General features: G+C 56.2%; 29 protein-coding genes and 1 tRNA gene. 16 read left to right on the forward strand and 14 right to left on the reverse strand.

The features are described from left to right. Positions 1–10: 10 nt before the first annotated feature. The 8 genes from pyrI to arcA form a co-directional block, all read right to left on the reverse strand. Positions 11–472 carry an aspartate carbamoyltransferase regulatory subunit gene (pyrI, locus tag AC2FAK_RS00800; RefSeq protein WP_013095364.1) on the reverse strand — a complete coding sequence of 154 codons (462 nt, stop codon included), beginning with the start codon at positions 470–472 and terminating at the stop codon, positions 11–13. Between the two features lie 12 nt (positions 473–484). Further along, the gene (gene pyrB, locus AC2FAK_RS00805; RefSeq protein WP_014830458.1) at positions 485–1417 is read right to left on the reverse strand and encodes an aspartate carbamoyltransferase; all 933 of its coding nucleotides are present in this window, start codon (positions 1415–1417) and stop codon (positions 485–487) included. 34 nt (positions 1418–1451) lie between these two features. Continuing rightward, complete coding sequence (locus AC2FAK_RS00810; protein ID WP_022646880.1) at positions 1452–1556, reverse strand: pyrBI operon leader peptide; 105 nt, start codon at positions 1554–1556, stop codon at positions 1452–1454. 100 nt (positions 1557–1656) lie between these two features. After that, complete coding sequence (locus AC2FAK_RS00815; RefSeq protein ID WP_013095367.1) at positions 1657–2136, reverse strand: arginine repressor; 480 nt, start codon at positions 2134–2136, stop codon at positions 1657–1659. Between the two features lie 75 nt (positions 2137–2211). Then, positions 2212–3615 (reverse strand): YfcC family protein, encoded by a 1404-nt coding sequence (locus tag AC2FAK_RS00820; protein ID WP_095455123.1) that lies wholly within the window; start codon positions 3613–3615, stop codon positions 2212–2214. A 47-nt stretch (positions 3616–3662) separates the two neighbouring features. Continuing rightward, positions 3663–4667, reverse strand: coding sequence for an ornithine carbamoyltransferase (argF, locus tag AC2FAK_RS00825; protein WP_013095369.1), 1005 nt, complete (start codon positions 4665–4667; stop codon positions 3663–3665). A gap of 92 nt (positions 4668–4759) precedes the next feature. After that, positions 4760–5671 (reverse strand): carbamate kinase, encoded by a 912-nt coding sequence (locus AC2FAK_RS00830; RefSeq protein ID WP_095455122.1) that lies wholly within the window; start codon positions 5669–5671, stop codon positions 4760–4762. 9 nt (positions 5672–5680) lie between these two features. After that, the gene (gene arcA / locus AC2FAK_RS00835; RefSeq protein WP_095455121.1) at positions 5681–6901 is read right to left on the reverse strand and encodes an arginine deiminase; all 1221 of its coding nucleotides are present in this window, start codon (positions 6899–6901) and stop codon (positions 5681–5683) included. A 672-nt stretch (positions 6902–7573) separates the two neighbouring features. Between arcA and AC2FAK_RS00840 the strand changes: the two genes are divergently transcribed. The 5 genes from AC2FAK_RS00840 (at position 7574) to AC2FAK_RS00860 (ending at position 14389) form a co-directional block, all read left to right on the forward strand. Beyond that, positions 7574–8026 (forward strand): YhcH/YjgK/YiaL family protein, encoded by a 453-nt coding sequence (locus tag AC2FAK_RS00840; RefSeq protein ID WP_095455167.1) that lies wholly within the window; start codon positions 7574–7576, stop codon positions 8024–8026. A gap of 243 nt (positions 8027–8269) precedes the next feature. Then, positions 8270–9178, forward strand: a complete 909-nt coding sequence (gene yagE, locus AC2FAK_RS00845) for a 2-keto-3-deoxygluconate aldolase (RefSeq protein WP_095455120.1) — start codon at positions 8270–8272, stop codon at positions 9176–9178. A 14-nt stretch (positions 9179–9192) separates the two neighbouring features. Continuing rightward, positions 9193–11160: a xylonate dehydratase YagF gene (yagF, locus tag AC2FAK_RS00850; protein ID WP_095455119.1), complete on the forward strand. Its 1968-nt coding sequence runs from the start codon at positions 9193–9195 to the stop codon at positions 11158–11160. A 224-nt stretch (positions 11161–11384) separates the two neighbouring features. After that, a complete protein-coding gene (locus AC2FAK_RS00855) occupies positions 11385–12767 on the forward strand; it encodes an MFS transporter (protein ID WP_013095375.1) in 1383 nt (460 codons plus the stop codon). Between the two features lie 11 nt (positions 12768–12778). After that, positions 12779–14389, forward strand: coding sequence for a glycoside hydrolase family 43 protein (locus tag AC2FAK_RS00860; protein WP_095455118.1), 1611 nt, complete (start codon positions 12779–12781; stop codon positions 14387–14389). Between the two features lie 4 nt (positions 14390–14393). Here AC2FAK_RS00860 and xynR read toward each other — a convergent pair whose 3' ends face one another. From xynR to argL, 3 genes are all read right to left on the reverse strand, one after another. After that, a complete protein-coding gene (gene xynR, locus AC2FAK_RS00865; RefSeq protein ID WP_095455117.1) occupies positions 14394–15152 on the reverse strand; it encodes a DNA-binding transcriptional repressor XynR in 759 nt (252 codons plus the stop codon). Between the two features lie 138 nt (positions 15153–15290). After that, positions 15291–16295, reverse strand: a complete 1005-nt coding sequence (argF, locus tag AC2FAK_RS00870) for an ornithine carbamoyltransferase (RefSeq protein WP_095455116.1) — start codon at positions 16293–16295, stop codon at positions 15291–15293. Continuing rightward, positions 16265–16360, reverse strand: a complete 96-nt coding sequence (gene argL, locus AC2FAK_RS00875; protein ID WP_213014347.1) for a putative translational regulatory protein ArgL — start codon at positions 16358–16360, stop codon at positions 16265–16267. The genes argF (AC2FAK_RS00870) and argL overlap by 31 nt, the downstream gene beginning before the upstream one ends. Before the next feature lie 99 nt (positions 16361–16459). On the opposite strand from argL, the gene rraB reads away from it, so the two are divergent. The 7 genes from rraB (at position 16460) to AC2FAK_RS00910 (ending at position 22220) form a co-directional block, all read left to right on the forward strand. Continuing rightward, complete coding sequence (rraB, locus tag AC2FAK_RS00880; protein WP_006810300.1) at positions 16460–16885, forward strand: ribonuclease E inhibitor RraB; 426 nt, start codon at positions 16460–16462, stop codon at positions 16883–16885. A 46-nt stretch (positions 16886–16931) separates the two neighbouring features. Further along, positions 16932–17690, forward strand: a complete 759-nt coding sequence (gene miaE, locus AC2FAK_RS00885) for a tRNA isopentenyl-2-thiomethyl-A-37 hydroxylase MiaE (protein ID WP_095455115.1) — start codon at positions 16932–16934, stop codon at positions 17688–17690. Between the two features lie 30 nt (positions 17691–17720). Next, the gene (locus AC2FAK_RS00890; RefSeq protein ID WP_095455114.1) at positions 17721–18443 is read left to right on the forward strand and encodes a topoisomerase II; all 723 of its coding nucleotides are present in this window, start codon (positions 17721–17723) and stop codon (positions 18441–18443) included. Between the two features lie 106 nt (positions 18444–18549). Then, a tRNA-Leu gene (locus AC2FAK_RS00895) sits at positions 18550–18634 on the forward strand. Positions 18635–18797: 163 nt separating this feature from the next. Beyond that, positions 18798–20084, forward strand: coding sequence for a tyrosine-type recombinase/integrase (locus AC2FAK_RS00900; RefSeq protein WP_095455113.1), 1287 nt, complete (start codon positions 18798–18800; stop codon positions 20082–20084). A gap of 95 nt (positions 20085–20179) precedes the next feature. Then, a complete protein-coding gene (locus AC2FAK_RS00905) occupies positions 20180–21436 on the forward strand; it encodes a DNA cytosine methyltransferase (RefSeq protein ID WP_095455112.1) in 1257 nt (418 codons plus the stop codon). Further along, positions 21423–22220 (forward strand): endonuclease, encoded by a 798-nt coding sequence (locus tag AC2FAK_RS00910; protein WP_095455111.1) that lies wholly within the window; start codon positions 21423–21425, stop codon positions 22218–22220. Before AC2FAK_RS00905 ends, AC2FAK_RS00910 begins: the two co-directional genes overlap by 14 nt. 381 nt (positions 22221–22601) lie before the next feature. Here the strand turns inward: AC2FAK_RS00910 and AC2FAK_RS00915 are convergent, their stop codons facing one another. From AC2FAK_RS00915 to AC2FAK_RS00925, 3 genes are read right to left on the reverse strand one after another with little or no spacing between them, the layout of a single operon-like run. After that, the gene (locus tag AC2FAK_RS00915; RefSeq protein ID WP_095455110.1) at positions 22602–23165 is read right to left on the reverse strand and encodes a phage polarity suppression protein; all 564 of its coding nucleotides are present in this window, start codon (positions 23163–23165) and stop codon (positions 22602–22604) included. Positions 23166–23193: 28 nt separating this feature from the next. Beyond that, positions 23194–23412 (reverse strand): ogr/Delta-like zinc finger family protein, encoded by a 219-nt coding sequence (locus AC2FAK_RS00920; RefSeq protein ID WP_014830132.1) that lies wholly within the window; start codon positions 23410–23412, stop codon positions 23194–23196. Between the two features lie 2 nt (positions 23413–23414). Continuing rightward, positions 23415–24158, reverse strand: coding sequence for a capsid protein (locus AC2FAK_RS00925; RefSeq protein ID WP_095455109.1), 744 nt, complete (start codon positions 24156–24158; stop codon positions 23415–23417). 539 nt (positions 24159–24697) lie between these two features. Between AC2FAK_RS00925 and AC2FAK_RS00930 the strand changes: the two genes are divergently transcribed. From AC2FAK_RS00930 to AC2FAK_RS00945, 4 genes are read left to right on the forward strand one after another with little or no spacing between them, the layout of a single operon-like run. Beyond that, positions 24698–24964: a helix-turn-helix transcriptional regulator gene (locus tag AC2FAK_RS00930; protein ID WP_032983267.1), complete on the forward strand. Its 267-nt coding sequence runs from the start codon at positions 24698–24700 to the stop codon at positions 24962–24964. After that, positions 24961–25509 carry a host cell division inhibitor Icd-like protein gene (locus tag AC2FAK_RS00935; protein WP_032983268.1) on the forward strand — a complete coding sequence of 183 codons (549 nt, stop codon included), beginning with the start codon at positions 24961–24963 and terminating at the stop codon, positions 25507–25509. The genes AC2FAK_RS00930 and AC2FAK_RS00935 overlap by 4 nt, the downstream gene beginning before the upstream one ends. Beyond that, positions 25506–25733 carry a hypothetical protein gene (locus AC2FAK_RS00940; protein ID WP_032983269.1) on the forward strand — a complete coding sequence of 76 codons (228 nt, stop codon included), beginning with the start codon at positions 25506–25508 and terminating at the stop codon, positions 25731–25733. Before AC2FAK_RS00935 ends, AC2FAK_RS00940 begins: the two co-directional genes overlap by 4 nt. Then, on the forward strand, positions 25730–26050 hold the full coding sequence (locus AC2FAK_RS00945) for a DUF5375 domain-containing protein (RefSeq protein ID WP_058681597.1): 321 nt from the start codon (positions 25730–25732) through the stop codon (positions 26048–26050). The genes AC2FAK_RS00940 and AC2FAK_RS00945 overlap by 4 nt, the downstream gene beginning before the upstream one ends. The last annotated feature ends 9 nt before the right edge of the window (positions 26051–26059 follow it).

Genomic DNA, 26059 nt, shown 5'->3' on the forward strand with positions numbered 1-26059 from the left:
CCAACCTCAATTAGTTGGCCAGCACCACATAATGAGAAAACTCTTTTTCGCAGTATTTGCATTTGAGTGCGATGTCATCGGCGCGTTTTTTCACTGCGAAGCTGGAGGAGACCGGCTCCGCGTGGCTGATGCAGTTGCTGTTCGGGCAAACCAGCACGCTCTCAATCCGCTCCGGCAGGCTTGGGCGTGATTTGCCCACCACGTCGTAATTGTCGATGCGGTTAACGGTGGCGTCCGGCGCGTACAGCGACAGCTGGTTAACCTGCTCGTCGGTCAGGAAAGTATTCTCGATCTTGATCAGGTCCTTGCGGCCCATTTCGCCTGACGGCAGATTCAGGCCGATGGTGATGCGCTGGTCGGTTTCGGTTAGTTTAAACAGCGTCAGCAGCTTAAAGCCGACCTGCGCAGGGATGTGGTCAATCACGGTGCCACGTTTGATGGCTTCAACCTGGAGTTTGTTATCGTGTGTCATTGTCGTTTCCCCTTACAGAGCCAATTCGCGATTCAGAACCAGTGCCAGTAACGCCTGGCGGGCGAAGATGCCGTTTCCGGCCTGCTGGAAGTACCAGGCGTGCGGCGTTTTATCCACGTCTGTGGTGATCTCATCGATGCGCGGCAGCGGGTGCAGCACCTTCATGTTGTCGCGCGCACCCTCGAGGTCGCTGGCGCGCAGCACAAACTGCGCCTTCACGTTGGCGTACTCGGACGGATCCAGACGCTCTTTCTGCACGCGGGTCATATACAGAATATCCACGTTGCCCATCACCTCTTCGATGCTGGCGTGCAGGCTCCACGGAATGCCTTTTTCATCCAGCATGTCGAGAATGTACTGCGGCATCGCCAGCGCGTCCGGAGCGATGAAGAAGAAGCGGTTGCCGTTGAATTTCGCCAGCGCCTGGGTCAGGGAGTGAACCGTGCGGCCATATTTCAGGTCACCCACCATGGCGATGTTCAGGTTTTCCAGACGGCCCTGGGTCTCCTGAATGGTGAACAGATCCAGCAGGGTCTGCGTCGGATGCTGGTTGGCACCGTCACCGGCGTTCAGCACCGGAATGCCGCCGGAAAATTCGGTTGCCAGACGGGCCGCGCCCTCCTGCGGGTGACGCATTACAATCGCGTCAACGTAGGTGCTGATCACTGAAATGGTATCCGCCAGGGTTTCGCCTTTTTTACCCAGCGACGTGTTACTGCTGTCTGAGAAGCCCACCACGCTCGCGCCCAGGCGGTGCATGGAGGTTTCAAAGGAGAGGCGGGTGCGGGTCGACGCTTCAAAGAAGCAGCTCGCAATCACCTTGTGCTTCAGCAGCTCCGGTTGCGGATTGGCCTTCAGTTTTGCCGCGGTTTCCAGAACCAGTTCCAGCTCTTCGCGGCTGAGGTCGTTTATGGAAATGATGTGTTTTTGATAAAGCGGATTCATGTTTATCTCCTGACGCCGGGCAAAAAAAAGCCCCTCAAATGAGGGGCTCTGGGAATAGGTTTAGCAACGGGAAGAAAAACGGCAGGCCAGCGTCTGATTTCAGACGCGGTAAGACGTTATGTCGAACACGCTTGACCATGCTTCCTCCCGGCAAATTGTCGGGCATTATACGCACCCCGATGTCCGGATCAAGCAATTTAATGCACGCTTTACTCAATGCAAACGGTTCTTTATGAATATTAATGCGTTCTGAGTAAATAATTAATTTGCTTATGCACCAGCGCGGTACGCTTCACCACCCGGGGGGCGACCCAGACAATACTGCTTCCGGCAACCACGCCTAAAATTTCCGGTAACTGGTGATAATCCAGAATGCGCGCCACCGCGCGGCCATATCCGGCCACGGTATGAATAAGGATAAATTCGCTATTATGCTCCACGCTGACCACCATTTCGGAAACGGTACGCGCGGCGTCGGGGGCAGGGCGCAGAAGAGGATTCAACGAATAAATCTTTAGCCCTTTGGCATTTCGAATTTTTATGACACCAAGCAACTTGAGCAGACGTGAAACGGTGGACTGGCTGATGGTCTCAAAACCACGCTCCTGCAAATCGCGGCGAATCTCTTCCTGGGAGAGATAGCTTTTTTCTGCGATCAGGCGCTGACAGACCGTCAGCTGTAGCTGTTCTTTTGGAGAGTAATCACCATATTCCGTCATAACTATTTCCCATGTAAGTGGCTGAAACAAAACGCCCGGTGGCGCTACGCTTACCGGGCCTACAACGTCAAAACATCACAATACTGCCCCCAGGCTTAACGCCACCATGATCACCACCGTGAGTATCCCCAGCAGCGGCGCCACCCATTTCAGGTAGCGCACATAGGGCACGTGGGCGATAGCCAGCCCGCCCATAACCACCGCGGAGGTGGGCGTCACCAGGTTAACGATACCGGAGGCTGACTGGTAAGCCGTGACTACCAGGTCGCGGTTGACGTTAGCGAAATCGGCAAGCGGTGCCATGATCGGCATCGTCAGAACGGCCAGGCCGGATGAAGAAGGCACAAGAAACGACAGCACCACCTCCAGCCAGTACATCACGTTGATAAACGCCACCGTGGATAACCCGCTGACCAGCCCTTCCGCGCTGTGCAAAATGGTGTGGGTAATCATGCCCTTATCCATGATGACTACGATACCGCGGGCGATGCCGATAATCAGCGCGACGCCCAGCAAATCTCGTGCGCCGTTGATAAACGTTGAGGTCAGCTCCTCTTCGCTCATGCGGGCGATAAGCCCCACGATAATGGCGCTGGCGAGAAACACCGCCGAGATCTCCGCCATCCACCAGCCCAGCACCGCCACGCCGTAAATCATCACCGCGAAGGCGAGGGCGAAAATGACCAGGATGATTTTGCGTACCGGGGTAAATTCCAGCGTCTGTGCGTCCTTGTTACCGAGGAAATGGGCGCGGTTCTCTTCCTGTTTGTCTGCAACGATGGAAAGAGACGGATCCTGGCGCACCTTACGGGCGTAACGCATTACCCACGCCACACAGATGATCCAGCCGATGACCAGCAGCGCCACGCGCAGGGCGATCCCGTTGGTGAAGGGGATCCCGGCGGCGTTGGCGGCGATCACCGTGGCGAAGGGGTTGATGGTAGAGCCGAGCGTGCCGATCCCCGCGCCGAGCAACACGGTGGAGGCCGCAACAACCGGATCAAAACGGGCAGCCAGCATTACCGGCACCAGCAGGGTGTAGAACGGCAGTGACTCTTCGGCCATGCCGTAGATGGTGCCCCCTGCGGCGAACAGCGCCATCAGGATCGGGATCATCCACTCTTCACGCCCGCGTAATCGCGTGGTGACGCGCTCGATCCCGGCGTCGATCGCCCCGGTTTTGGTGACGATCCCGAGAAATCCCCCGATGATCAGGATAAACAGCGCTACGTCGATCGCCCCGGCCTGGCCGGACTCCGGATCGTACAGCCCGGCAATGGGAGCCATCAGTACGGAAACCAGCCCCTGCGGGTGGGCCGCCACGTGCGCGTAGGTCCCGGCAACCGGCACGTCCTTGCCGAGCGCCTCGTTCATTGCCATATGGTACTGTCCGGCCGGAATAATCCACGTCAGCACGGCCACGACGGCAATCAGAAAAAAGAGAATGGTGTAAGCGGAGGGAAACTTAAACTTGCCCATGATGTTCTCCTGAACCCCGGCGCACCCCGTGGCGCGCCGGGCGGTGATTAGTCGCCGAGTGTCGCCACCATGACGGCTTTTATGGTGTGCATACGGTTTTCTGCTTCGTCGAAGACAATAGAGTTTGGTGATTCAAAGACCTCTTCCGTCACCTCCAGCCCTTTCAGGCCGTAGGCCATCTCAATTTCGCGGCCCACTTTGGTGTGTTCGTTGTGGAACGCCGGCAGGCAGTGCATAAACTTGACGTTCGGGTTGCCGGTGGCCTTCATCACCTGCGCATTGATTTGATACGGCTTCATCAGACTGACGCGCTCGGCCCAGGCTTCCTTCGGCTCGCCCATGGAGACCCACACGTCGGTGTAGAGGAAATCGGCTCCCTGCACACCTTCTTCTACGTCGTCGGTAAGGGTGATGCGTGCGCCCGTTTCTTTGGCGATGGCGCGGCACTGCTCAACCAGCCCCGCTTCCGGCCAGAAGGACTTTGGTGCCACCAGGCGGATATCCATTCCCATCTTGGCCGCGCCGACCATCAGCGAGTTGCCCATGTTGTTGCGCGCGTCGCCCAGATAGGCAAAGCTCAGCTCCGGCAGGGTTTTGCCCGGCGAGTGCTCCAGCATGGTCATCAGATCGGCGAGGATTTGGGTGGGGTGGAACTCGTCAGTCAGGCCGTTCCATACCGGCACGCCCGCGTACTCGCCCAGCTCTTCGACGATGGCCTGGCCGTAGCCGCGATACTCGATGCCGTCATACATGCGGCCCAGCACGCGGGCGGTGTCTTTCATCGACTCTTTATGGCCAATCTGCGAGCCGCTTGGGCCGAGGTAGGTGACCTGCGCGCCCTGGTCAAATGCGCCCACTTCAAAGGCGCAGCGGGTGCGGGTGGAGGTTTTTTCAAAAATCAGGGCGATGTTTTTTCCGACCAGGGTTTGCTTCTCACGTCCGGCTTTTTTGGCGGCCTTCAGTTCGATGGCGAGGTCGATCAGGTACTGGATCTCCGCCGGGGTATAGTCCAGCAGTTTGAGGAAGTTGCGGTTTTTCAGGTTGATGGTCATGTGGGAAATCCTTTTTAAAATTTTGCTATCTGGTGCCCTCACCCCGGCCCTCTCCCACGGGGAGAGGGAGAGTCGGGTGAGGGGGAAGTTATTCAGTTACGAATCAACGTGCCTTTCTCGCCCGCGAGGATCTCCGCGCCGTCAGCCAGCGCGCCGATCCCGGCAATACCGTTGCAGGCCTCAACAAACTCGCGGCAGGCGGCTACTTTCGGCCCCATTGAACCGGCGTCGAACGCCATGCCCTTGAGCAGTTCCGGCGTCACCTGTGCCAGCGGACGCTGGGTTGGTTTGCCCCAGTCGAGGTACACCGCGTCGGCATCGGTGAGGATCAGCAGGGCATCCGCCTCAATCTGGCGCGCCAGCAGGGCGGCGGAGAGGTCTTTGTCGATCACCGCCTCAATGCCGTGATAGCCGTTGGCGTTTTCCACCACCGGCACGCCGCCACCGCCGTTGCAGATCACCAGATGGTCGCGCTGGATCAGCGCCGCGATGGCATCGCTCTCAACGATGCGTTTCGGCTGCGGAGAGGGCACCACGCGGCGGAAGTAGCTGCCGTCGGCCTTGAACACCCAGCCTTTCTCTGCCTGCAGCGTTTTTGCCTGGGCTTCGCTGTAGACCGGGCCGATGTACTTGGTCGGGTTGCTGAAGGCCGGGTCGGCGGCGTCCACCTCCACCTGGGTGAGCAGGACGCTCACCTCGCGCTGGGGCAGGCTGTTTTTTAGCGCCTGCTGGAGCATGTAGCCGATCATCCCCTGGCTTTCGGCGCCGAGAACGTCCAGCGGGTAGGGGGCGACTTTGTCGTAGGCGCTGTTCTGCAACGCCAGCAGCCCGACCTGCGGCCCGTTGCCGTGCACCAGCACCACGCGCCACTGCGCCGTCAGCCCGGCGATGGTACGGGCCGCGAGATCGATGTTTTTACGCTGGATCTCGGCTTCTAGCGGTTCGCCGCGTTTGAGCAATGCGTTGCCGCCCAGGGCCACAACCAGAGTGGGTTTTCGTTCCATAGTGGCTCCTTAAATTCCGTCGCGTTCCAGTGGACAGCTCATGCAGCGCGCGCCACCGCGACCGCGTCCCAGCTCGTCGCCCGGGATAGGCAGCACGGTGATCCCCGCTTTGTCGTATTTCTCGTTGGTCCAGACGTTGCGCTCATAGCCGATCACCACGCCCGGGCGGATGGTGAGCACGTTGTTGGCGTCGTTCCACTGCTCGCGTTCAGCTTCAAAGGCGTCGCCGCCGGTGGTGATCAGGCGTACCTGATTAATACCGAGCGCTTTCTCGATGGCGTGCAGCAGGTCGGTTTCCTGGGTGCGCAGCAGGCCGCCGCGGCCGTCCGGGGTGAGCGTCCAGCACTGGGCGTCTTTACGCACCACTTCCGGGTAGACGGAGAAGGTGTCCACGTCGATGTGGGTCATGACGGTGTCGAGGTGCATGCAGGAGCGGTGTTTTGGCAGCTCAACGGCAATCACGCGCTCGGCCTGGCGATGTTTAAACAGGTTGTTAGCGAGGAACTCCACGCCCTGCGGGGTGGTGCGTTCAGACATGCCAATTAATACCGCGCCGCGGCCAATCACTAATACGTCGCCGCCCTCCAGGGTGGCGTGGTCATAATTAATATTCTCGTCGCCGAAATACTTAATAAATTCGCCATCGGCGAATGCAGGGTGCCAGCGATATATGGCTCGCAGGTTATTGGTTTCACGCTGGCGGGCCGGTTTGGCCATCGGGTTAATGGAGACGCCGTTATAAATCCAGCACGAGGTATCGCGGGTAAATAAATGGTTTGGCAGCGGCTTCATAATAAAATCATTCGCCGTGTGGGTATCCACCACCATATTTTTAATCGCCGCCGGAATTTCACCGTAGGTTAATCCGCCGCTCAGTCTGCGCGCCAGTTCCCGGTGCGGCATATCTGCCAGCCAGCCGCGCACGTCGCTGGCAAAGGTTGGGCCGAGACGGTAGTCGGAGATTTGCGTCTCCAGCAGCCAGGCTTTCGCCTCTGCAATATCAAGCGTTTGAGTGAGAAGGTCGGTCAACAGCAGGACTTCCACACCCTGCTCGCGCAGCGTGTTTGCGAAAATGTCATGCTCCTCACCCGCCCGCTCAACCGAGAGCACATCATCAAATAACAGCTCCTGACAGTTTGATGGCGTTAAGCGCTTAAGACTTAAATTTGGGCGGTGCAGCATCACGCTACGCAATTGACCAATTTCAGAACCGACATAATGCTTTTCCATAATTATTCCTTTAACTGTTTTTCAGAATAAAAAGGGCATGCGCCATATTCGTGTAATGATATGGCGGCTAAGCTCAATTGATTTCGTGGTCAATAGTAGGCGCTTAAATAAACCGTATTGTGATGTTGCTCACGTGAAATTAGGTATTGAGTAGTTTGTTTTCATTTGCATGATTCGCATCAGATAATGATTAATTTGATATTATTAGCCGGTGAATAGCTAAGCAGGATCCGTTGGCATTATTTGAGGTTGTTATTATTTTGTAGAATTTAATGTTTTGACATATTTGATTATACTATTGATTTTAAATGATTTTATTTCCTGTGCGGAATGGCTATGCAGAATAGCCAATTAACTATTTTTGACTTAAGAAAAATCAATAAATAATTATGGAATTTAATAGCAAATACTCAAAATGATAAAGTGTGAAGCTGGCGCGAGTTTTATGATGAAGGCAGTACAATCAGTGAGTTAGCGACACGGCATCGTCACGACGCGCTGAGGTTATGCATAACAACTGCATAAATGCCTGTGAGGGATTAACAGCAGATTAACACCTTTCCCGATAAACATGCGTTCGCGCAACTCTCCGCGAAAAAGGGCTGGTATGGCAGTTTGAATTCTCGTATAAAAGATAAAAATGAAACGGTGTTTTATTATGAGGGTTTAATTATGATTATCGGCAACATCCACCATCTGCAAGCCTGGCTACCGGAACCCCTGCGTCTGGCCATCGAGCACGTTAAGGCCCACGTCACCGACGCCACCCCGCCGGGCAAACACGACATCAACGGCAACAACCTGTTTTATCTGGTCTCCGAAGACATGACCCAGCCGTTTGCCGAGCGCCGCGCGGAGTACCATGCGAGCTATCTGGACATTCAGATTGTGCTCAAAGGGCAGGAAGGGATGACGTTCAGTACCTTGCCGCACGGCACGCCGGACACCGACTGGCTGGCGGACAAAGACATCGCGTTCCTGCCGGAAGGCGAGCAGGAGAAAACCGTGGTGCTGAGCGAAGGGGATTTCGTGGTGTTCTGGCCGGGTGAAGTGCATAAGCCGCTGTGCGCGGTGGGGGCGCCTGCTAAGGTCAGGAAAGTGGTTGTTAAGATGTTGGTGGGGTAACCCCTTACCCCTCACCCTAACCCTCTCCCACAGGGAGAGGGAACTTTTACACCCTCTCCCCGTGGGAGAGGGCCGGGGTGAGGGCACCAGACCGCACCCACGCATAATGTGATCCAGCTTAAATTTCCCGCACTCCCTCTTCCCTTCTCATTTACCTGCGCTTTTTCTGCGTCATAGTATGATCGTTAAATTAATGAACGCCGTTCTATAATGTAGAACAAAATGATTCAGCAAGGAGATCTCATGCCGCAGTCCGCGTTGTTCACGGGAATCATTCCCCCTGTCTCCACCATTTTTACCGCCGATGGCCAGCTTGATAAGCCGGGCACCGCCGCGCTGATCGACGATCTGATCGCGGCAGGCGTTGACGGCCTGTTCTTCCTGGGCAGCGGAGGCGAGTTCTCCCAGCTCAGCGCCGAAGAGCGTAAAACCATTGCCCGCTTTGCTATCGATCACGTCGATCGTCGTGTGCCGGTGCTGATCGGCACTGGCGGCACCAACGCCCGGGAAACCATTGAACTGAGCCAGCACGCCCAGCAGGCGGGGGCGGACGGAATCGTGGTGATCAACCCCTACTACTGGAAGGTGTCGGAAGCGAACCTGATCCGCTACTTCGAGCAGGTGGCCGACAGCGTCACGCTGCCGGTGATCCTCTATAACTTCCCGGCGCTGACCGGACAGGATCTGACGCCGGCGCTGGTGAAAACCCTCGCCGACTCGCGCAGCAACATTATCGGCATTAAAGACACCATCGACTCCGTCGCCCACCTGCGCAGCATGATCCGCACCGTCAAAGCCGCTCATCCGCACTTCACCGTGCTGTGCGGTTACGACGATCATCTGTTTAATACCCTGCTGCTCGGCGGCGACGGGGCGATCTCGGCCAGCGGCAACTTTGCTCCGCAGGTATCGGTGAATCTTCTGAAAGCCTGGCGGGATAAAGACGTAGCGAAAGCGGCTGAGTATCATCAGACCCTACTGCAAATACCGCAGATGTATCAGCTGGATACGCCGTTTGTGAACGTCATTAAAGAGGCGATTGTGCTCTGCGGCCGCCCGGTTTCTACCCACGTGCTGCCGCCCGCCTCCGCGCTGGACGAGCCGCGTAAGGCGCAGCTGAAAACCCTGCTGCAACAGCTCAAGCTCTGCTGAGCCGGACGATAACCATGACCATCGAGAACATTTTCACCCCGCAGGACGACGCGTTTTATGCGGTGATCACCCACGCGGCGGGGCCGCAGGGCGCGCTGCCGCTGACCCCGCAGATGCTGATGGAATCCCCCAGCGGCAATCTGTTCGGCATGACCCAGAACGCCGGGATGGGCTGGGATGCCAACAAGCTCACCGGCAAAGAGGTGCTGATTATCGGCACCCAGGGCGGCATCCGCGCCGGTGATGGACGGCCGGTTGCGCTGGGCTACCACACCGGGCACTGGGAGATCGGCATGCAGATGCAGGCGGCGGCGAAGGAGATCACCCGCAACGGCGGGATCCCGTTTGCGGCCTTCGTCAGCGATCCGTGCGACGGTCGCTCGCAGGGTACGCACGGCATGTTTGATTCCCTGCCGTACCGCAACGACGCGGCGATTGTGTTTCGCCGCCTGATCCGCTCCCTGCCGACGCGCCGGGCGGTCATTGGCGTGGCGACCTGCGATAAAGGGCTGCCTGCCACCATGATTGCGCTGGCCTCGATGCACAATCTGCCGACCATTCTGGTACCGGGCGGGGCGACGCTGCCGCCCACCGTGGGGGAAGATGCGGGCAAGGTGCAGACCATAGGCGCGCGCTTCGCCAACCATGAACTCTCCCTGCAGGAGGCCGCCGAGCTGGGCTGTCGCGCCTGCGCGTCGCCGGGCGGCGGGTGTCAGTTCCTCGGCACGGCGGGCACCTCGCAGGTGGTGGCCGAAGCGCTGGGTCTGGCGCTGCCGCACTCCGCGCTGGCTCCGTCCGGACAGGCGGTGTGGCTGGAAATTGCCCGCCAGTCGGCGCGGGCGGTGAGCGAGCTGGATAACCGCGGCATCACCACGCGCGATATCCTCACCGATAAAGCCATCGAAAACGCCATGGTGATCCACGCGGCGTTCGGCGGCTCCACCAATTTACTGCTGCACATCCCGGCCATCGCCCACGCGGCGGGCTGCACGATCCCGGACGTAGAACACTGGACACGCGTCAACCGCAGGGTGCCGCGCCTGGTCAGCGTGCTGCCCAACGGCCCGGACTATCACCCGACCGTGCGCGCCTTCCTCGCGGGTGGCGTGCCGGAGGTGATGCTCCACCTGCGCGATCTCGGCCTGCTGCATCTGGATGCCATGACCGTCACCGGCCAGACGGTGGGCGAAAACCTCGACTGGTGGCAGGCGTCCGAGCGCCGTAAGCGCTTCCGCCAGTGCCTGCGCGAGCAGGACGGCGTGGATCCGGATGACGTGAGCCTGCCGCCCGAGAAGGCAAAAGCGAGAGGGCTGACCTCGACGGTCTGCTTCCCGACGGGCAACATCGCGCCGGAAGGATCGGTGATCAAGGCCACGGCCATTGACCCATCGGTGGTGGGTGACGATGGCGTTTACCGTCATACGGGCCGGGCGAGGGTGTTTGTCTCGGAAGCTCAGGCGATTAAAGCCATCAAGCAGGAAGAGATTAAACAGGGCGATATCATGGTGGTGATCGGCGGCGGGCCGTCCGGTACCGGCATGGAAGAGACCTACCAGCTCACCTCTGCGCTGAAGCATATCTCGTGGGGCAAGACGGTGTCGTTAATCACCGATGCGCGCTTCTCTGGCGTGTCGACGGGCGCCTGCTTCGGCCACGTGTCGCCGGAAGCGCTGGCAGGCGGGCCGATTGGCAAGCTGCGCGACAACGACATCATTGAGATTGCCGTGGATCGCCTGACCCTGACGGGCAGCGTCAACTTTATCGGCACCGCAGAAAACCCGCTGACGCCGGAAGAGGGCGCGCGCGAGCTGGCAGTAAGACAGACGCACCCGGACCTGCACCCTCACGACTTTTTGCCGGATGATACCCGCCTGTGGGCGGCATTGCAGTCGGTGAGCGGCGGCACCTGGAAAGGCTGTATTTATGACACCGATAAAATTATCGAGGTAATTAACGCCGGTAAAAAAGCACTCGGACTTTAATTATTTTCTGAGCGATACCGTCTACGGGAAATATCCCGTGGACGGTTTTCGCGTATCTTAAATTCATCAATATAAACAATGGATTGCGATATATCGGTGGCGTCACAAAAGCAAAATATCGTAATTCGAAAATAAGATATGACCATTGCTGGTTAATTGAGCAGCTTATTACACTCCATTAACACGATGTTGTGAAATCAGCATACGAAAATAAAGGTGCGATGATGATGCAATTAACCATGAAAGATAAAATTGGCTACGGGCTGGGTGACACCGCCTGCGGCTTTGTCTGGCAGGCCACCATGTTCCTGCTGGCCTACTTTTATACCGACGTGTTTGGCCTGTCGGCGGGCATTATGGGCACGCTGTTTTTGGTCTCCCGCGTGCTCGACGCCGTGACCGACCCGCTGATGGGGCTGCTGGTGGACCGCACCCGCACGCGCTACGGCCAGTTCCGCCCGTTCCTGCTGTGGGGGGCGATCCCGTTTGGCATCGTCTGCATGCTGACCTTCTACACGCCGGATTTCTCTGCGCAGGGCAAAATCATCTACGCCTGCGTAACCTACATTCTGCTGACCCTGGTCTACACCTTCGTTAACGTGCCGTACTGTGCCATGCCGGGCGTCATTACCGCCGACCCGAAAGAGCGTCACGCCCTGCAGTCGTGGCGTTTCTTCCTGGCGGCGGCGGGCTCGCTTGCCATTAGCGGCATCGCGCTGCCGCTGGTGAGCATCATCGGCAAAGGGGACGAGCAGGTGGGCTATTTCGGCGCCATGTGTGTGCTGGGGCTCACCGGCGTGGTGCTGCTCTACGTCTGCTTCTTTACCACCAAAGAGCGCTACACCTTTGAGGTTCAGCCGGGCTCGTCGGTGGCGAAAGACCTTAAGCTGCTGCTGGGCAACGGCCAGTGGCGGATCATGTGCGCGTTCAAGATGATGGCGACCTGCTCCAACGTGGTACGCGGCGGGGCGACGCTTTACTTCGTCAAATACGTGATGGATCACCCGGAGATGGCGACCCAGTTTTTACTCTACGGCAGCCTCGCCACCATGTTCGGCTCGCTCTGCTCCTCCCGTCTGCTGGGCCGCTTCGACCGGGTAAAAGCCTTCAAGTGGATCATCGTCGCCTACTCGCTGATCAGCCTGCTGATTTTCGTCACCCCGGCGGAGCATATTGCCCTGATTTTCGCCCTCAACATCCTGTTCCTGTTCGTCTTCAACACCACCACGCCGCTGCAGTGGCTGATGGCCTCTGACGTGGTGGATTACGAGGAGAGCCGCAGCGGGCGACGCCTCGACGGGCTGGTGTTCTCCACCTATCTGTTCAGCCTGAAGATTGGCCTGGCGATTGGCGGGGCGGTGGTGGGCTGGATCCTGGCGTACGTCAACTACTCCGCCAGCAGCAGCGTGCAGCCGGTTGAGGTGCTGACCACCATCAAAATTCTGTTCTGCGTGGTGCCGGTGGTGCTCTACGTGGGCATGTTCATCATGCTGTCGTTCTATAAGCTCACCGATGCCCGCGTGGAGGCCATCAGCCAGCAGCTGATCAAGCACCGCGCGGCGCAGGGCGAGGCCGTTCCCGACGCTGCGACAGCCGCATCCCATTAACCGGAGGCAATATGGAAATCACCAACCCAATACTCACCGGCTTCAACCCGGACCCGTCTTTATGCCGTCAGGGCGAGGACTACTACATCGCCACCTCGACCTTCGAGTGGTTCCCGGGCGTGCGCATCTATCACTCCCGTGACCTGAAAAACTGGTCGCTGGTCAGCACCCCGCTGGACCGCGTGTCGATGCTGGACATGAAGGGCAACCCGGACTCCGGCGGCATCTGGGCGCCGTGCCTGAGCTACGCCGACGGCAAATTCTGGCTGCTCTACACCGACGTGAAGATTGTCGACTCGCCGTGGAAAAACGGCCGTAACTTCCTCGTCACTGCGCCGTCCATCGAAGGGCCGTGGAGCGAGCCGATCCCGATGGGCAACGGCGGGTTTGACCCGTCCCTGTTCCACGACGACGATGGCCGCAAGTACTACCTCTACCGTCCGTGGGGGCCGCGCCACCACAGCAACCCGCACAACACCATCGTGATGCAGGAATTCGATCCGCAAACCGGCACCCTCTCGCCCGAGCGCAAAACCCTGTTTACCGGCACGCCGCTCTGCTACACCGAAGGGGCACATCTGTATCGCCACGCGGGATGGTACTACCTGATGGTGGCCGAAGGCGGCACCAGCTACGAGCACGCGGTTGTGGTGCTGCGTTCAAAACACCTCGATGGGCCGTACGAGCTGCACCCGGAGGTGACGATGATGACCAGCTGGCACCTGCCGGAGAACCCGCTGCAGAAGAGCGGCCACGGCTCGCTGCTGCAGACCCACACCGGGGAGTGGTACATGGCCTATCTCACCAGCCGCCCGCTGCGCCTGCCCGGCGTGCCGCTGCTGGCCTCCGGCGGACGCGGATACTGTCCGCTGGGCCGCGAGACCGGTATCGCCCGCATTGAATGGCGCGACGGCTGGCCGTACGTGGAAGGCGGCAAGCACGCGCAGCTAGCCGTGAAAGGCCCGCAGGTGGCGGAACAGCCTGCATCCATTCAGGGCAACTGGCGGGAGGACTTCGACGGCAGCACGCTTGGCCCGGAACTGCAGACCCTGCGCATCCCGTTCGACGACACCCTCGGCTCGCTCACCGCGCGGCCCGGCTACTTACGGCTCTACGGCAACGACTCGCTCAACTCGACCTTTACCCAGTCGACCGTGGCGCGCCGCTGGCAGCACTTCGCCTTCCGCTCCGAAACGCGGATGCAGTTCTCGCCGGTCCACTTCCAGCAGAGCGCGGGGCTGACCTGCTACTACAACAGCAAAAACTGGAGCTACTGCTTTGTGGACTACGAGGAGGGGCAGGGGAGAACCATCAAGGTGATCCAGCTCGACCACAACGTACCGTCGTGGCCGCTGCACGAGCAGCCCATTCCGGTACCGGAGAGTGCGGAGAGCGTCTGGCTGCGGGTGGATGTGGATACGCTGGTTTACCGCTACAGCTACTCGTTCGACGGCGAGACGTGGCACACCGTGCCGGTAACGTATGAGGCGTGGAAACTGTCGGACGACTACATCGGCGGGCGCGGCTTCTTCACCGGCGCGTTTGTGGGGCTGCACTGCGAGGACATCAGCGGCGACGGCTGCCACGCGGACTTCGACTACTTCACCTACGAGCCGGCATAACGGCTTAGGTCGGGTAGCCCAGCGCGCGTGAGAGCTGGAGCCCGGCCTGCTGAAGCTGCTCGCGGAAATCAGCCAGCTCTTCGTCGTCCACGCGGGAGGTCAGCGTCGACAGGCTCAGGGCGGCAATCACGCGGGATTCATGGTTCCACACCGGCACCGCCACGCAGCGCACGCCCTGCTCGTTCTCTTCGCTATCCAGGGCGTATCCCTGCTCGCGGGTCTGCGCCAGGGCGGCCATTAAGGCTTCGCGAGAGGCGAGGGTGGAAGGGGTATAGGTGGTGTACTGATAGCCCTCCAGCAGGGCGTTCAGCTCGGTCTCGCCCAGCCAGGCAATCAACACCTTGCCGATGGCGGTGGCATGAACCGGCAGACGGCGGCCAATGCGTGAATAGGCGATGGCGGCCAGCTTGCCTTCAATCTTCTCGATATAAACCCCTTCACGCCCGTCCAGGATCCCCAGATGGGTCGTCTGCCCGGTCCGCCGGGACAGCTCCGTCAGCCAGCCTTTCGCCTTCTGCCGAATATCGATGGAGCCCACGACGAAATGACCGCGCTCGACCAGCTTCATGCCGAGGCGATACTTACCGTTCTCCGGGTTCTGATCGATATAGCCGTGAAGCTGCAGGGTTTTCAGCAGCGAGTGGAGGGTACTTTTGCTCAGCCCCATCAGTTTGCTGATGTCGGTGATCTTAAGCTCGGTGGCCTGCTCGTTGAACAGGTCGAGGATCTGCAACGCACGTTCAACAGACTGAATAATCGGCATAATGCTGGCATGTCCACGCTGGAATTAAGGCGAAAACGTACCTTTTTCGGGGTGAAAAATCAATGAAATGGAGCCGGTGTTCTCCCTCTCCCTGTGGGAGAGGGCCGGGGTGAGGGCACCAGCGCGCAGAGGATCCAATCAACCCCCAAGCGTCGCCACCATCACCGCCTTAATCGTATGCATCCGGTTTTCCGCCTGGTCAAACACGATGCTCGCCGGCGACTCAAACACCTCGTCCGTCACTTCCATCCCGCCGTGCAGATCGAACTCTTTCGCCATCTGCTTGCCGAGCGTGGTCTGGTCATCATGGAACGCCGGCAGACAGTGCAGGAACTTCACGTCCGGGTTGCCGGTCAGCGCCATCATCTGCGCATTCACCTGATACCCGCGCAGCAGCGCAATCCGCTCCGCCCACTTCTCTTTGGCTTCGCCCATCGACACCCACACGTCGGTATAGATAAAGTCTGCGCCCTTCACGCCCGCCGCCACGTCTTCCGTCAGGGTGATCTTCCCGCCGTGCTTCTCCGCCAGTGCGCTGCACTCCGCCACCAGGCTCTCTTCCGGCCAGCAGGCCTTCGGAGCCACCAGGCGTAGATCCAGCCCGGTCAGCGCCGCCGCTTCCAGCATTGAGTTGCCCATGTTGTTGCGCGCGTCGCCCGCGTAGACCAGCGTCATCTCGTTAAACGCCTTGCCCGGCAGGTGCTCCTGCATGGTCAGCAGGTCCGCCAGCAGCTGCGTTGGGTGGAACTCGTTGGTCAGCCCGTTCCACACCGGCACGCCCGCGTACTGCGCCAGCGTTTCGACCACGTCCTGGCCGTGACCGCGATACTGAATGCCGTCGTACATCCGCCCGAGCACGCGTGCGGTATCTTTAATTGACTCTTTATGCCCAATCTGGCTGCCGCTCGGCCCTAAATAGGTGACGCGTGCGCCCTGGTCAAATGCGGCAACTTCGAAAGAGCATCGTGTACGGGTTGAGTCTTTTTCGAAGATGAGCGCGATGTTTTTACCGGTAAGCTTTTGTACTTCCTTGTCATTTTTTTTATCGGCTTTGAGCTGTGCGGCAAGAGTCAGCAGAGAAGTGAGCTGTGCAGGGGTAAAGTCGAGCAATTTCAGAAAGTGTTTCTTGTACAGATCAGACATTTTATCCTCACATGGCGAACGCCACTTATTGAATTAAAATTCACTTTATATGTGTAATTATTCATTTGCAACCCCGTTTAACAAATCTTTCCAACAAAGGTGGAGGCAAACACGTCCGTGTGTGAAAATAGAAGTATCTGCCGCACTTTAAAGAGGAATGACCCATGGCAAACCCGGAACACCTGGAAGAACAACGCGAAGAGACGCGTCTGATTATTGAAGAGCTGCTGGAAGACGGTAGCGATCCGGACGCGCTGTACACCATCGAGCACCATTTCTCTGCGGATGATTTCGACGCGCTGGAAAAAATGGCGGTGGAAGCTTTTAAACTGGGTTACGAAGTGACCGAGCCGGAAGAGCTGGAAGTGGAAGAGGGCGATACCGTCATCTGCTGCGACATCCTGAGCGAAGGCGCGCTGAAGGCGGAGCTGATCGACGCGCAGGTAGAACAGCTGATGAACCTGGCCGAGAAGTTTGATGTGGAGTACGACGGCTGGGGAACCTACTTCGAAGATCCGAACGGTGAAGACGGCGAAGAGGGCGACGACGAAGATTACGTCGACGAAGACGACGACGGCGTGCGTCACTAAGCGTTTCAGGCGGTGGCGCGCGCCACCGCTTTTTCAAGGCAGAACCATGGATTACCCGCAGATACTCTCCCCCGTACTTAACTTCCTCCAGTGCCCGACCCCGCAAGCATGGATTGATAAAGCCCGCGACCCGGCGAACCTGCCGCTGCTGCTCACCGACCACATGGTGTGCGAGCTCAAGGCCGCCCAGACCGCGCTATTACTCGTGCGTAAATACGTCGTCGACGAAAGCGGTGCCGACGCGCTGCTCGACTGGCTCAAGCCCTACGAACTGTTTACCTTCCGCGACGGCCCGGAGCCGGACTTCATCGCCCTGCACAGGCAGATTGGCAAAAGCGTGATGCCCAAAACCGACGACCCGTGGGGCCAGACGCTCATCGACAGCATGGTGCTGCTGATTAAAGAGGAACTGCACCACTTCTGGCAGGTGCGCGAGGCGATGCTGGCCCGCGACATTCCGTACGTCAAAATCACCGCCAGCCGCTACGCCAAAGGGATGCTGAAGGACGTGCGCACCCACGAGCCGCTGACGCTGATCGACAAGCTCATCTGCGGCGCCTACATCGAAGCCCGCTCCTGCGAACGCTTCGCCGCGCTGGCCCCGTTCCTCGACGACGACCTGCAGAAGTTCTATCTCTCGCTGCTGCGCTCGGAAGCGCGCCATTATCAGGACTACCTGACGCTAGCCCAGCAGGTGAGCGACGACGATATCTCACCGCGCATAAAGCTTTTTGGCGAAATTGAAGCCACACTTATCTCGACACCGGACAACGAGTTTCGCTTCCACAGCGGCGTGCCGGTGTAAACCGGCATAACTCAAGGATAAGGATGCGAGATGAATAAAACGTGGACCCGTATTGTGATTGTCGTCATTGCGGCTGCCGCCGTGGCGTTCTGGGTGTTTTTCGACAGACAGCGCGCCCCGGAACGGCAGATGGATAACGCCCTCAACGCGATGCCCGCCTGGCAGGTGATTAAGGAGCAGGAGCCCGCGCTGCATCAGCGCATCCTCGACCAGATGGCCGCCCTGCAAAAAGCGGGCGAGCCGGAGCAGCAGATTATCGACACCATCCAGCCGCAGATCCTGCATTTGCAGATGACGCGCCTGCAAAACGCCCCGGACGCCAACGTGGTGAACTACATGACCATCAACATGGAGCAGACCGCCGCCATCCAGAAGGTGAGCGACGACGCCTGCTTCCGCTTCCTCTATCCGATGGTGAAGGGCGGCATCAACCCGATGCGCATGCTGGATAAAGACCTGATGGCGCGGCGCATGCAGGCCGACGCCGACATGATGCGCGCGGCCTACGGCAAAAACCGCCACACCGTAACCCCGGCCGAGCGTGAGGCGGCTGTCGAGGATGTTCGGCCGATTATGAAGGAACTTGCCGACAAGTACGGCGAGGACATCCAGCTGTTGCAGATGCCGGAGAAGGCGGTGGGCAAAGAGAAGCTCTCCTGCGATATGGTGCAGGAGATGTGGGCCAAGGTGCTGGCGCTGCCGGAGCAGAAGGCGGCGAGGGTGATTCGGCTGGCGGTGTCTGAGCTGGACTGACGAAGGGCGCTGGTTTTTTGGGCACTTAGCGCGGGTTTCGCGCGTCGTCGCTTGCATGGCGGCGCGCGACAGGTATAATCCACAACGTTTCCGCATCCCCTTCAGTGCCGAAGTGGCGAAATCGGTAGACGCAGTTGATTCAAAATCAACCGTAGAAATACGTGCCGGTTCGAGTCCGGCCTTCGGCACCATTAGTACATCCAAGACCATCCGAGAAAGTCCATCAAACCCTTTAAAATCAACGCTTGCAGCGATTTTTACGTCCTGAGTTGTCCGTGGTAGTCCGTTGAAATCCGGATGTCATTGGGGGCATAATTGGGGGCATCTTAACTTCGATAAGAAATGTGCCCCCAGATGAAGCTCAACGCCAGACAGGTCGAGACCGCAAAGCCAAAAGACAAAACCTACAAAATGGCCGATGGCGGCGGTTTGTATCTTGAGATTTCGGCCAAGGGCTCTAAATACTGGCGCATGAAATACCGACGCCCCTCTGACAAAAAAGAGGATCGCCTTGCCTTTGGTGTTTGGCCTACTGTGACGCTTGCTCAGGCAAGAGCAAAGCGTGACGAGGCTAAAAAGCTCTTAGTGCAGGGCATTGACCCAAAAGCCGAACAGAAAGAAGCTCAGGCTGAGAGTTCGGGAGCATACACTTTCGAAACAATTGCTCGTGAATGGCATGCCAGCAACAAGCGCTGGAGTGAAGACCATCGATCACGAGTTCTTCGCTATCTTGAGCTTTATATCTTCCCTCACATCGGCTCGTCCGACATTCGCCAGCTCAAAACCAGCCACCTGTTAGCCCCGATTAAAAAAGTTGATGCCACTGGTAAACACGACGTCGCTCAGCGTCTGCAACAGCGTGTTACGGCCATTATGCGTTATGCTGTACAGAACGATTACATCGACTCTAATCCAGCCAGTGACATGGCCGGTGCGTTATCTACAACCAAAGCACGACACTATCCAGCTTTACCATCTAGCCGCTTCCCCGAGTTTCTTGCACGTCTTGCTGCATATCGTGGCCGCGTAATGACACGGATCGCGGTCGAGCTTTCCTTACTAACTTTTGTGCGTTCCAGTGAATTACGTTTCGCGCGTTGGGATGAGTTTGACTTCGATAAATCTCTCTGGCGTGTACCTGCAAAACGAGAAGAGATTAAAGGCGTGCGTTACTCGTACCGTGGCATGAAGATGAAAGAGGAGCATATCGTTCCGCTTAGTCGGCAGGCGATGATTTTGTTAGAGCAGCTTAAACAGATTAGTGGTGATAATGAGTTACTTTTTCCTGGGGATCATGACGCAACTAAGGTAATGAGTGAGAACACAGTTAACAGTGCGCTGCGTGCCATGGGTTATGACACGAAAACCGAAGTTTGTGGGCATGGATTTAGAACGATGGCTCGTGGTGCTTTAGGTGAGTCGGGTTTATGGAGTGATGATGCTATTGAGCGCCAGCTGAGCCATTCAGAACGTAACAATGTACGCGCGGCCTATATCCACACGTCAGAACATTTGGACGAGCGTCGTTTGATGGTTCAGTGGTGGGCCGACTATCTAAATATAAATCGACACATCTATGTAACTCCTTATGATTTTGCAAAACAGTATGTTGAGGAGTCGAGACGTACAGCTCAAAAGTGATGAGAAACTGTGTTTATGTACATGTATGTTCATGATACAGTAGTTGAACTGAGTATTGATTTTTTATCAAATATATTGAATTTATTGAGGTTTTTATGGTTAGGCCAATAGGTATTGATCTTTTTTCTGGTGCGGGTGGAATGTCCTTGGGCTTCGAAAAGGCAGGCTTTGATATCGCAGCTTCTGTAGAAATAGATCCGATCCATTGTGCTACGCATAAATATAATTTCCCCCTCTGTACAACCATTTGCGCCAGCGTTGAAAACTTATCGGGCGACGATATTAGAAAATTAGCTGGTTTAGATGGAAAGGAAATAGATGTTGTATTCGGTGGTGCGCCTTGCCAAGGTTTTTCATTAATTGGTAAAAGGGCTTTAGATGATCCTAGAAACCAACTCGTTTCACATTTTGTGAGATTGGTAAAGGAGTTGTCTCCAAAATATTGCGTTTTTGAAAACGTTAAAGGGTTAACCATCGGAAAACATGCAAAATTTCTTAGTGAAATTATCGAATCGCTGAATGACGCCGGTTATAACGTTCTAACGCCCTATAAAGTTTTGAACGCTTCTAAATTTGGAGTTCCTCAGAGTAGAGAACGACTATTTTTAATTGCGGCTAAGCGCGGACAAGAGTTGCCTTCTTATCCACAACCATTAGAGCATTCTGTTACAGTTGGGGACGCAATATCAGATCTTCCTGATGCTGATACATTTTCAGAGCTTAAAAAGCAAGACTTTGTTCAAACTTCTTGGACAACAAAATCGAAATATGCTCGGATACTTCGTGGGCTTGAGCAAGATAAAAGTGATTATGGCTATGATCGTGATTTTGATTATAGCTTATTAACGTCAAGCTTAAGAACAGAACATACACAGTTATCTCAAGATAGGTTTATGTCAACGCCAAATGGTGAAACAGAGCCGGTTAGTAGGTTTAGAAAGCTTGATTTGAATGGCCTCTGTAACACTTTACGAGCAGGGACTGATAGCGCTCGTGGTGCATTTACCTCGCCTCGTCCAATTCATCCAACATTACCACGAGTTATCACAGTACGTGAGGCTGCCCGTTTACACTCATATCCGGATTGGTTTAGATTTCATAGCACTAAATGGCATGGTTTTAGGCAATTAGGTAATAGTGTCCCCCCATACTTGGCTCGGGCGGTTGCTTCAGTGATTATAGATAAATTGAATATAACTCCAAAAAAGCCAAAGAAGGTTCTCAAGCTTGGCGATGAGTGGTTATTAACGGTTGATATGAAAACTGCTGCTAAGTTCTTTGAAGTTCCAGCAGATACCATCGCTCAAAGAACTCGGAAAGAAAAAAAGGAAGTAGTCTATGAGCAAGAGTAATAATTATCTCGCTATTATTGAGAGAATATTTTTCTCGCATTATCAAGTTGGGATGCGTGAGTTTGAGTTCAATAGAACAGAAATCGCGGCCATGGCTGCTGAATTGGGGATTGATATCCCCAAAAACGTTGGCGATGTTATCTATTCGGTAAGGTATAGGATTGATCTTCCTGAGAAAATCTCAAATACAGCTGAGCCAGGCTACGAATGGATAATAAGTGGTGTTAAAAGGGCTGGTTATAAATTCCATCAAGTTAGAATGAACAGAGTCGTACCAAGAGATGATCTTGTTACGATAAAAATACCTGATGCAACACCTGAGATTATAGAGCGTTATGCTTTAAGTGATGAGCAAGCGTTGTTGGCAAAAGTCCGCTATAACAGGCTAATTGACACATTTCTTGGTATTACGGCATCTTCGTTACAAAACCACCTAAGGACTACTGTCAAAGGTGTTGGTCAAATTGAAATAGACGAGATATATGTTGCGGTAGATAAATATGGTAGGCAGTATGTTATCCCTGTTCAAGCTAAAGGCGGGAATGATAAACACGCCGTTGTTCAGACGAAACAGGATATTCTGTGTTGTGCTGAAAAATTTCCTCAATTAATTTGTAAGGCTGTTTCTGCTCAGTTTATGGCAAATAATAAAATCGCAATGTTTGAGTTGGTTGTTCAGGATGATGAGGTCAAAATTGTTGATGAGAAACATTACCTGCTTGTTTCTGCTTCTAGCATAACGGATGGTGATATTATTCAATATAGTCAACTAGCAAAACCTTAGGTTTCTGACTGATGTACACAATGACTTTTCCCCCATGCCAGAAATGCCGTCGTCTCGCGGCATTTTTTACAAGAATTATCAGAGAAGCAACAGATATCCCGGATAACACACCCGCTTAATCATCTCCTATATTGATTGCTGTCGTTTCAGCGTGCTGAAAGAAAAATTATAATACGTTGCTAGCGCGCAATGCTCTCCCCGCCACGCCTGCCCGCTTAAGGGGGCGCTTTTAATGCAGGTGCATGACCGGCCTCAGGGCGCGCCAGTGCTGGCGCTGGCGGGGGATCCAGTGTCGGTAAAACGCATGCAAAACCATGCACCTTATGCATGCATGGCTTTTTTACGGGAAAAAGGCGGGATTTTCGGGAATTTTTGAAAGGACTACTGCGCGGCCAGCTCTGCGCGTCGGCGGGTGTAATTCAGGTTCTGTGCGGGTGTGAATTTTTCACGATTATCATCGCGCGAAGCCGCGTCAGGCCTGAATCCGATGGCCGTTAAAATGTCATTATCCTGCGCCGAATAATTAATTTTTTCACCGGCGGCCAGCCAGACCTGCAGCGCCTCACGCAGATAGTCGAGTGAGTGCTGCATGGCGCAGCGCTGAATGGCGGAATGCTGCCCGGAATAATTCATCAGCTCCGGGGCAAGGGCGGCGGCCAGCTCCGCGCCGTGCGCCTGCATAAAATCATTCAGCCGGTTACGGATGCTGATTCGCTGCACCTCCTCATGCGAGCGGATATAACGCCCGGCAGCCTGATTTATTTCCCACTTTTTCACGTCGATAATTTCGCGCAGGGTTTGCAGGCTCCGGCCGCTGTGGCCGTCACCGGCAAGCTGTTCGCGGTACGCCTGTTCGGCCTGCTTCAGTTCATCCCGGCGTTGCAGCCAGGCGGATTTATTTGCCTGACAGGCCTCAAAGGCTTTCTGTAGCGTCAGTGTGGTCACGTATGTCTCTCCTGATGTCTGGCCGTGCTCACGCACCGGCACGGTTAACGGTGGCCGCCGGTGCGGGTACAGGGATAACCGGCTCAGTAACCGGTGAACGGATAATCCCGTCAACGGATTCAAGCGTACGGAAGGTCGCCGAGCACTCGACGTTCACGCACTGGTGATAGCGCTGTTTGACGTTCTCAGACAGATAGCGACTGGTGCGGGCGTGCGCACTGGTTTTGCAGAACGGGCAGTGAAACATGCTTATACCTCCGCTTTTGTCTCGCCATTATCAGCCAGTTTTCTGGCGAGCATCATTCTCTTCGCCGGGCTGCGTAACAGCTCCATATCCACACCGCTAATCTGCGGCCGGTGCATGCCCGTCACGGACAATACCGGCTCCTGCTTCATATCGAAGTGATACAGGCTGCCCTGACGGCTCAGCGCATCGCGCAGCTCGCCGGTGGCCACGGACTGGGGTGCACTGTCACCCTGCATTTCGAGGGCGCGAATGCGCAGCAGGAAAGCACGAATGAGCACGGCGGGGAGCGTGTTGACCGCCTGAGCCCATTCCGCACCGGCATAAGTGGTAAAGGCATCATCATGCGCTGACAGGTATTTACTGGCGGTCGAGCAGGCATTCAGCATGGCGCGTGTCCGGTCAGTTTCCAGCTCCGCAATCAGGCCGGTGAACTCGTCGGCCAGCTCGCGACTGGCGATACGCTTGCTGTGCTCAGCTTTCATTTCAGGGGTGAGATTGCCGCGCAGGGTGCGGAAGCGACTGCGCCAGTCCTGCTCCGCCTCTGCACTCTCACTGAGGGCGGTCTGCCGCTCCTGCTTACAGCGTTCAATGGATGTATCAATCTCTTTCAGTTCCTGCATGCTGGCCGCGTGGGTGTCTCTGGCCGCAGTGAATGCGCTCAGCTTGTCGGTGATGCGCTGGCTGCTCTCTGCTGACTGTTGAGCGGCTGCATTCTGCAGGGCGGTAATGACTGTTTCGGGTTTCATGTTCAGGCTCTCCGTGTGTTCAACCTGAAATGATTCTGCCCTTCATCACACAACATCTCGATTCATTGCAGTTGTGGCAGTTCTGGCACAAACAGCACTCAAAACCCGGCTTGCCAGAGAAAGGTCTCAGCAAAACCTTACTCATCGTTTGTTTTTTTACTGATAACTGTTCACCACTGTTCACCATAAATAAAAGTATAAATAATACAGTAAGTTAAAGGGTGAACAGTTGCAGGTCTGACTGTTCACCGTCTGTTCACCACTGTTCACCTGCCGTTCTGGCTTATCTTGGGGCTTTTATATTTTATTCCGGTCAATGCAGGAGGTATTAATCAGTAAAAGTAATCATGGGTTTTCCATCAATTGCCACTGATTGCCAGCAGTTGCCATGGGTTTGCCACATTCGATAAATCAACGGTCTGGATGCAAAATTGTCCGTAAAAGACTTGTTGCCCTGAGGATAAATATTCACAAAATAGAGAGCTACCCGAGGCCGGACGGACACGACCGGCACAGTATGGACTTTATGAGGTAGCCCGATGCACACCGCTTTTTCTTCCCCGTCTTCTGCCCCTGCCGCCCCGATGATGCCGGTCTCTGATGCCGTTCAGGAACGCTTTATCCGCCTGCCCGAAGTGATGCATCTTTGCGGTCTGTCCCGGTCGACCATTTACGACCTCATCAGCCGGGAGGCTTTCCCGAAACAAATCTCTCTCGGCGGAAAAAACGTGGCGTGGGCGCAGTCTGAAATCACGGCATGGATGGCAGATCGCATTGCCGAGCGTAACCGGGGCTATGACGCATGATGATGACCGTTCAGCAAACAGCCCCTTTTTCTGGCTTGCTTCCTGTCGCTGTTTCCAGGTATAGTTTTCCCGCTGTCGCAAAATCGGCAGCCGGGCGTGAGAACCCGAGTTACTCAGTGGCGACACCGGACGCGCCATGCGTCTTTTTTTGTGTCTATGCCTATGTGCACCTGTTGTTTACGCATCGGTTCTTGAGCCGTTGCTGTATCTGCGTAATGGTGGCTCAGGCGGGGCAGCCTTCGGGCTGGCCGGTACCCATTGAGGCCGGTTTCTCACCCCCGTCTGGGCTACCACCCGAGCGTGAGAACTCCGGTGGTGGTGTTAACCGCTACTCAATGGAGGCTGCCATCATGGCTACGACCCTCACCCCGTCACATTCGCAGTTTGTCTTTGTGTTTGCCGCCGTTCGTCGCGCAGACCGTAAACCCCGTATCTGTATGCTCCGCACCGTTGCCGGTGATGAACACGCCGCACGCCTGTCCCTCGTTCGCGACTACGTTCTGTCGTTCGCTGGCCGCCTGCCGGTTGCGGAGGTGCGACCATGAAACAGACCCTTATCACCCCTCATGATATCGAGTGCCTTGAGCATATGCGTAATCTCGGCCAGCTCGTTGACGAGCTGATGAAGGTGCAGGACTCAACCTCCGTTTGTCGCGACCCGGCGCAGCAGTTGCAGCTCACCTCCGTGATTTACCTCATGACCGCCCAGCTCGACGGCGTGGTCGAGCGCTGCAAAAAGCGCTGGCTGACCGGGGAGGACAACGTATGAAAAAGCCTCTTTCACCCGTATTACGCGCCGCGCTCTATCGCCGCGCCGTGGCCTGTGCATGGCTGACGGTATGCGAGCGTCAGCACCGCTACGAACACCTCACCCTCGACGCGCTGGAAAGCGCCATTGCCGCCGAGCTGGAGGGCTTTTACCTGCGTCAGCACGGCGAGGAAAAAGGCCGCCAGATTGCCTGTGCGCTGCTGGAAGATTTAATGGAAGCCGGACCGCTCAAGGCCACCCCGTCGCTGTCCTTTCTCGGGCTTGCGGTGATGGATGAACTCTGTGCCCGTCATATCACATCGCCTGTTATGCACTGAGGGAGAAAA

It is taken from the genome of Enterobacter cloacae complex sp. 394F7, assembly GCF_057320385.1.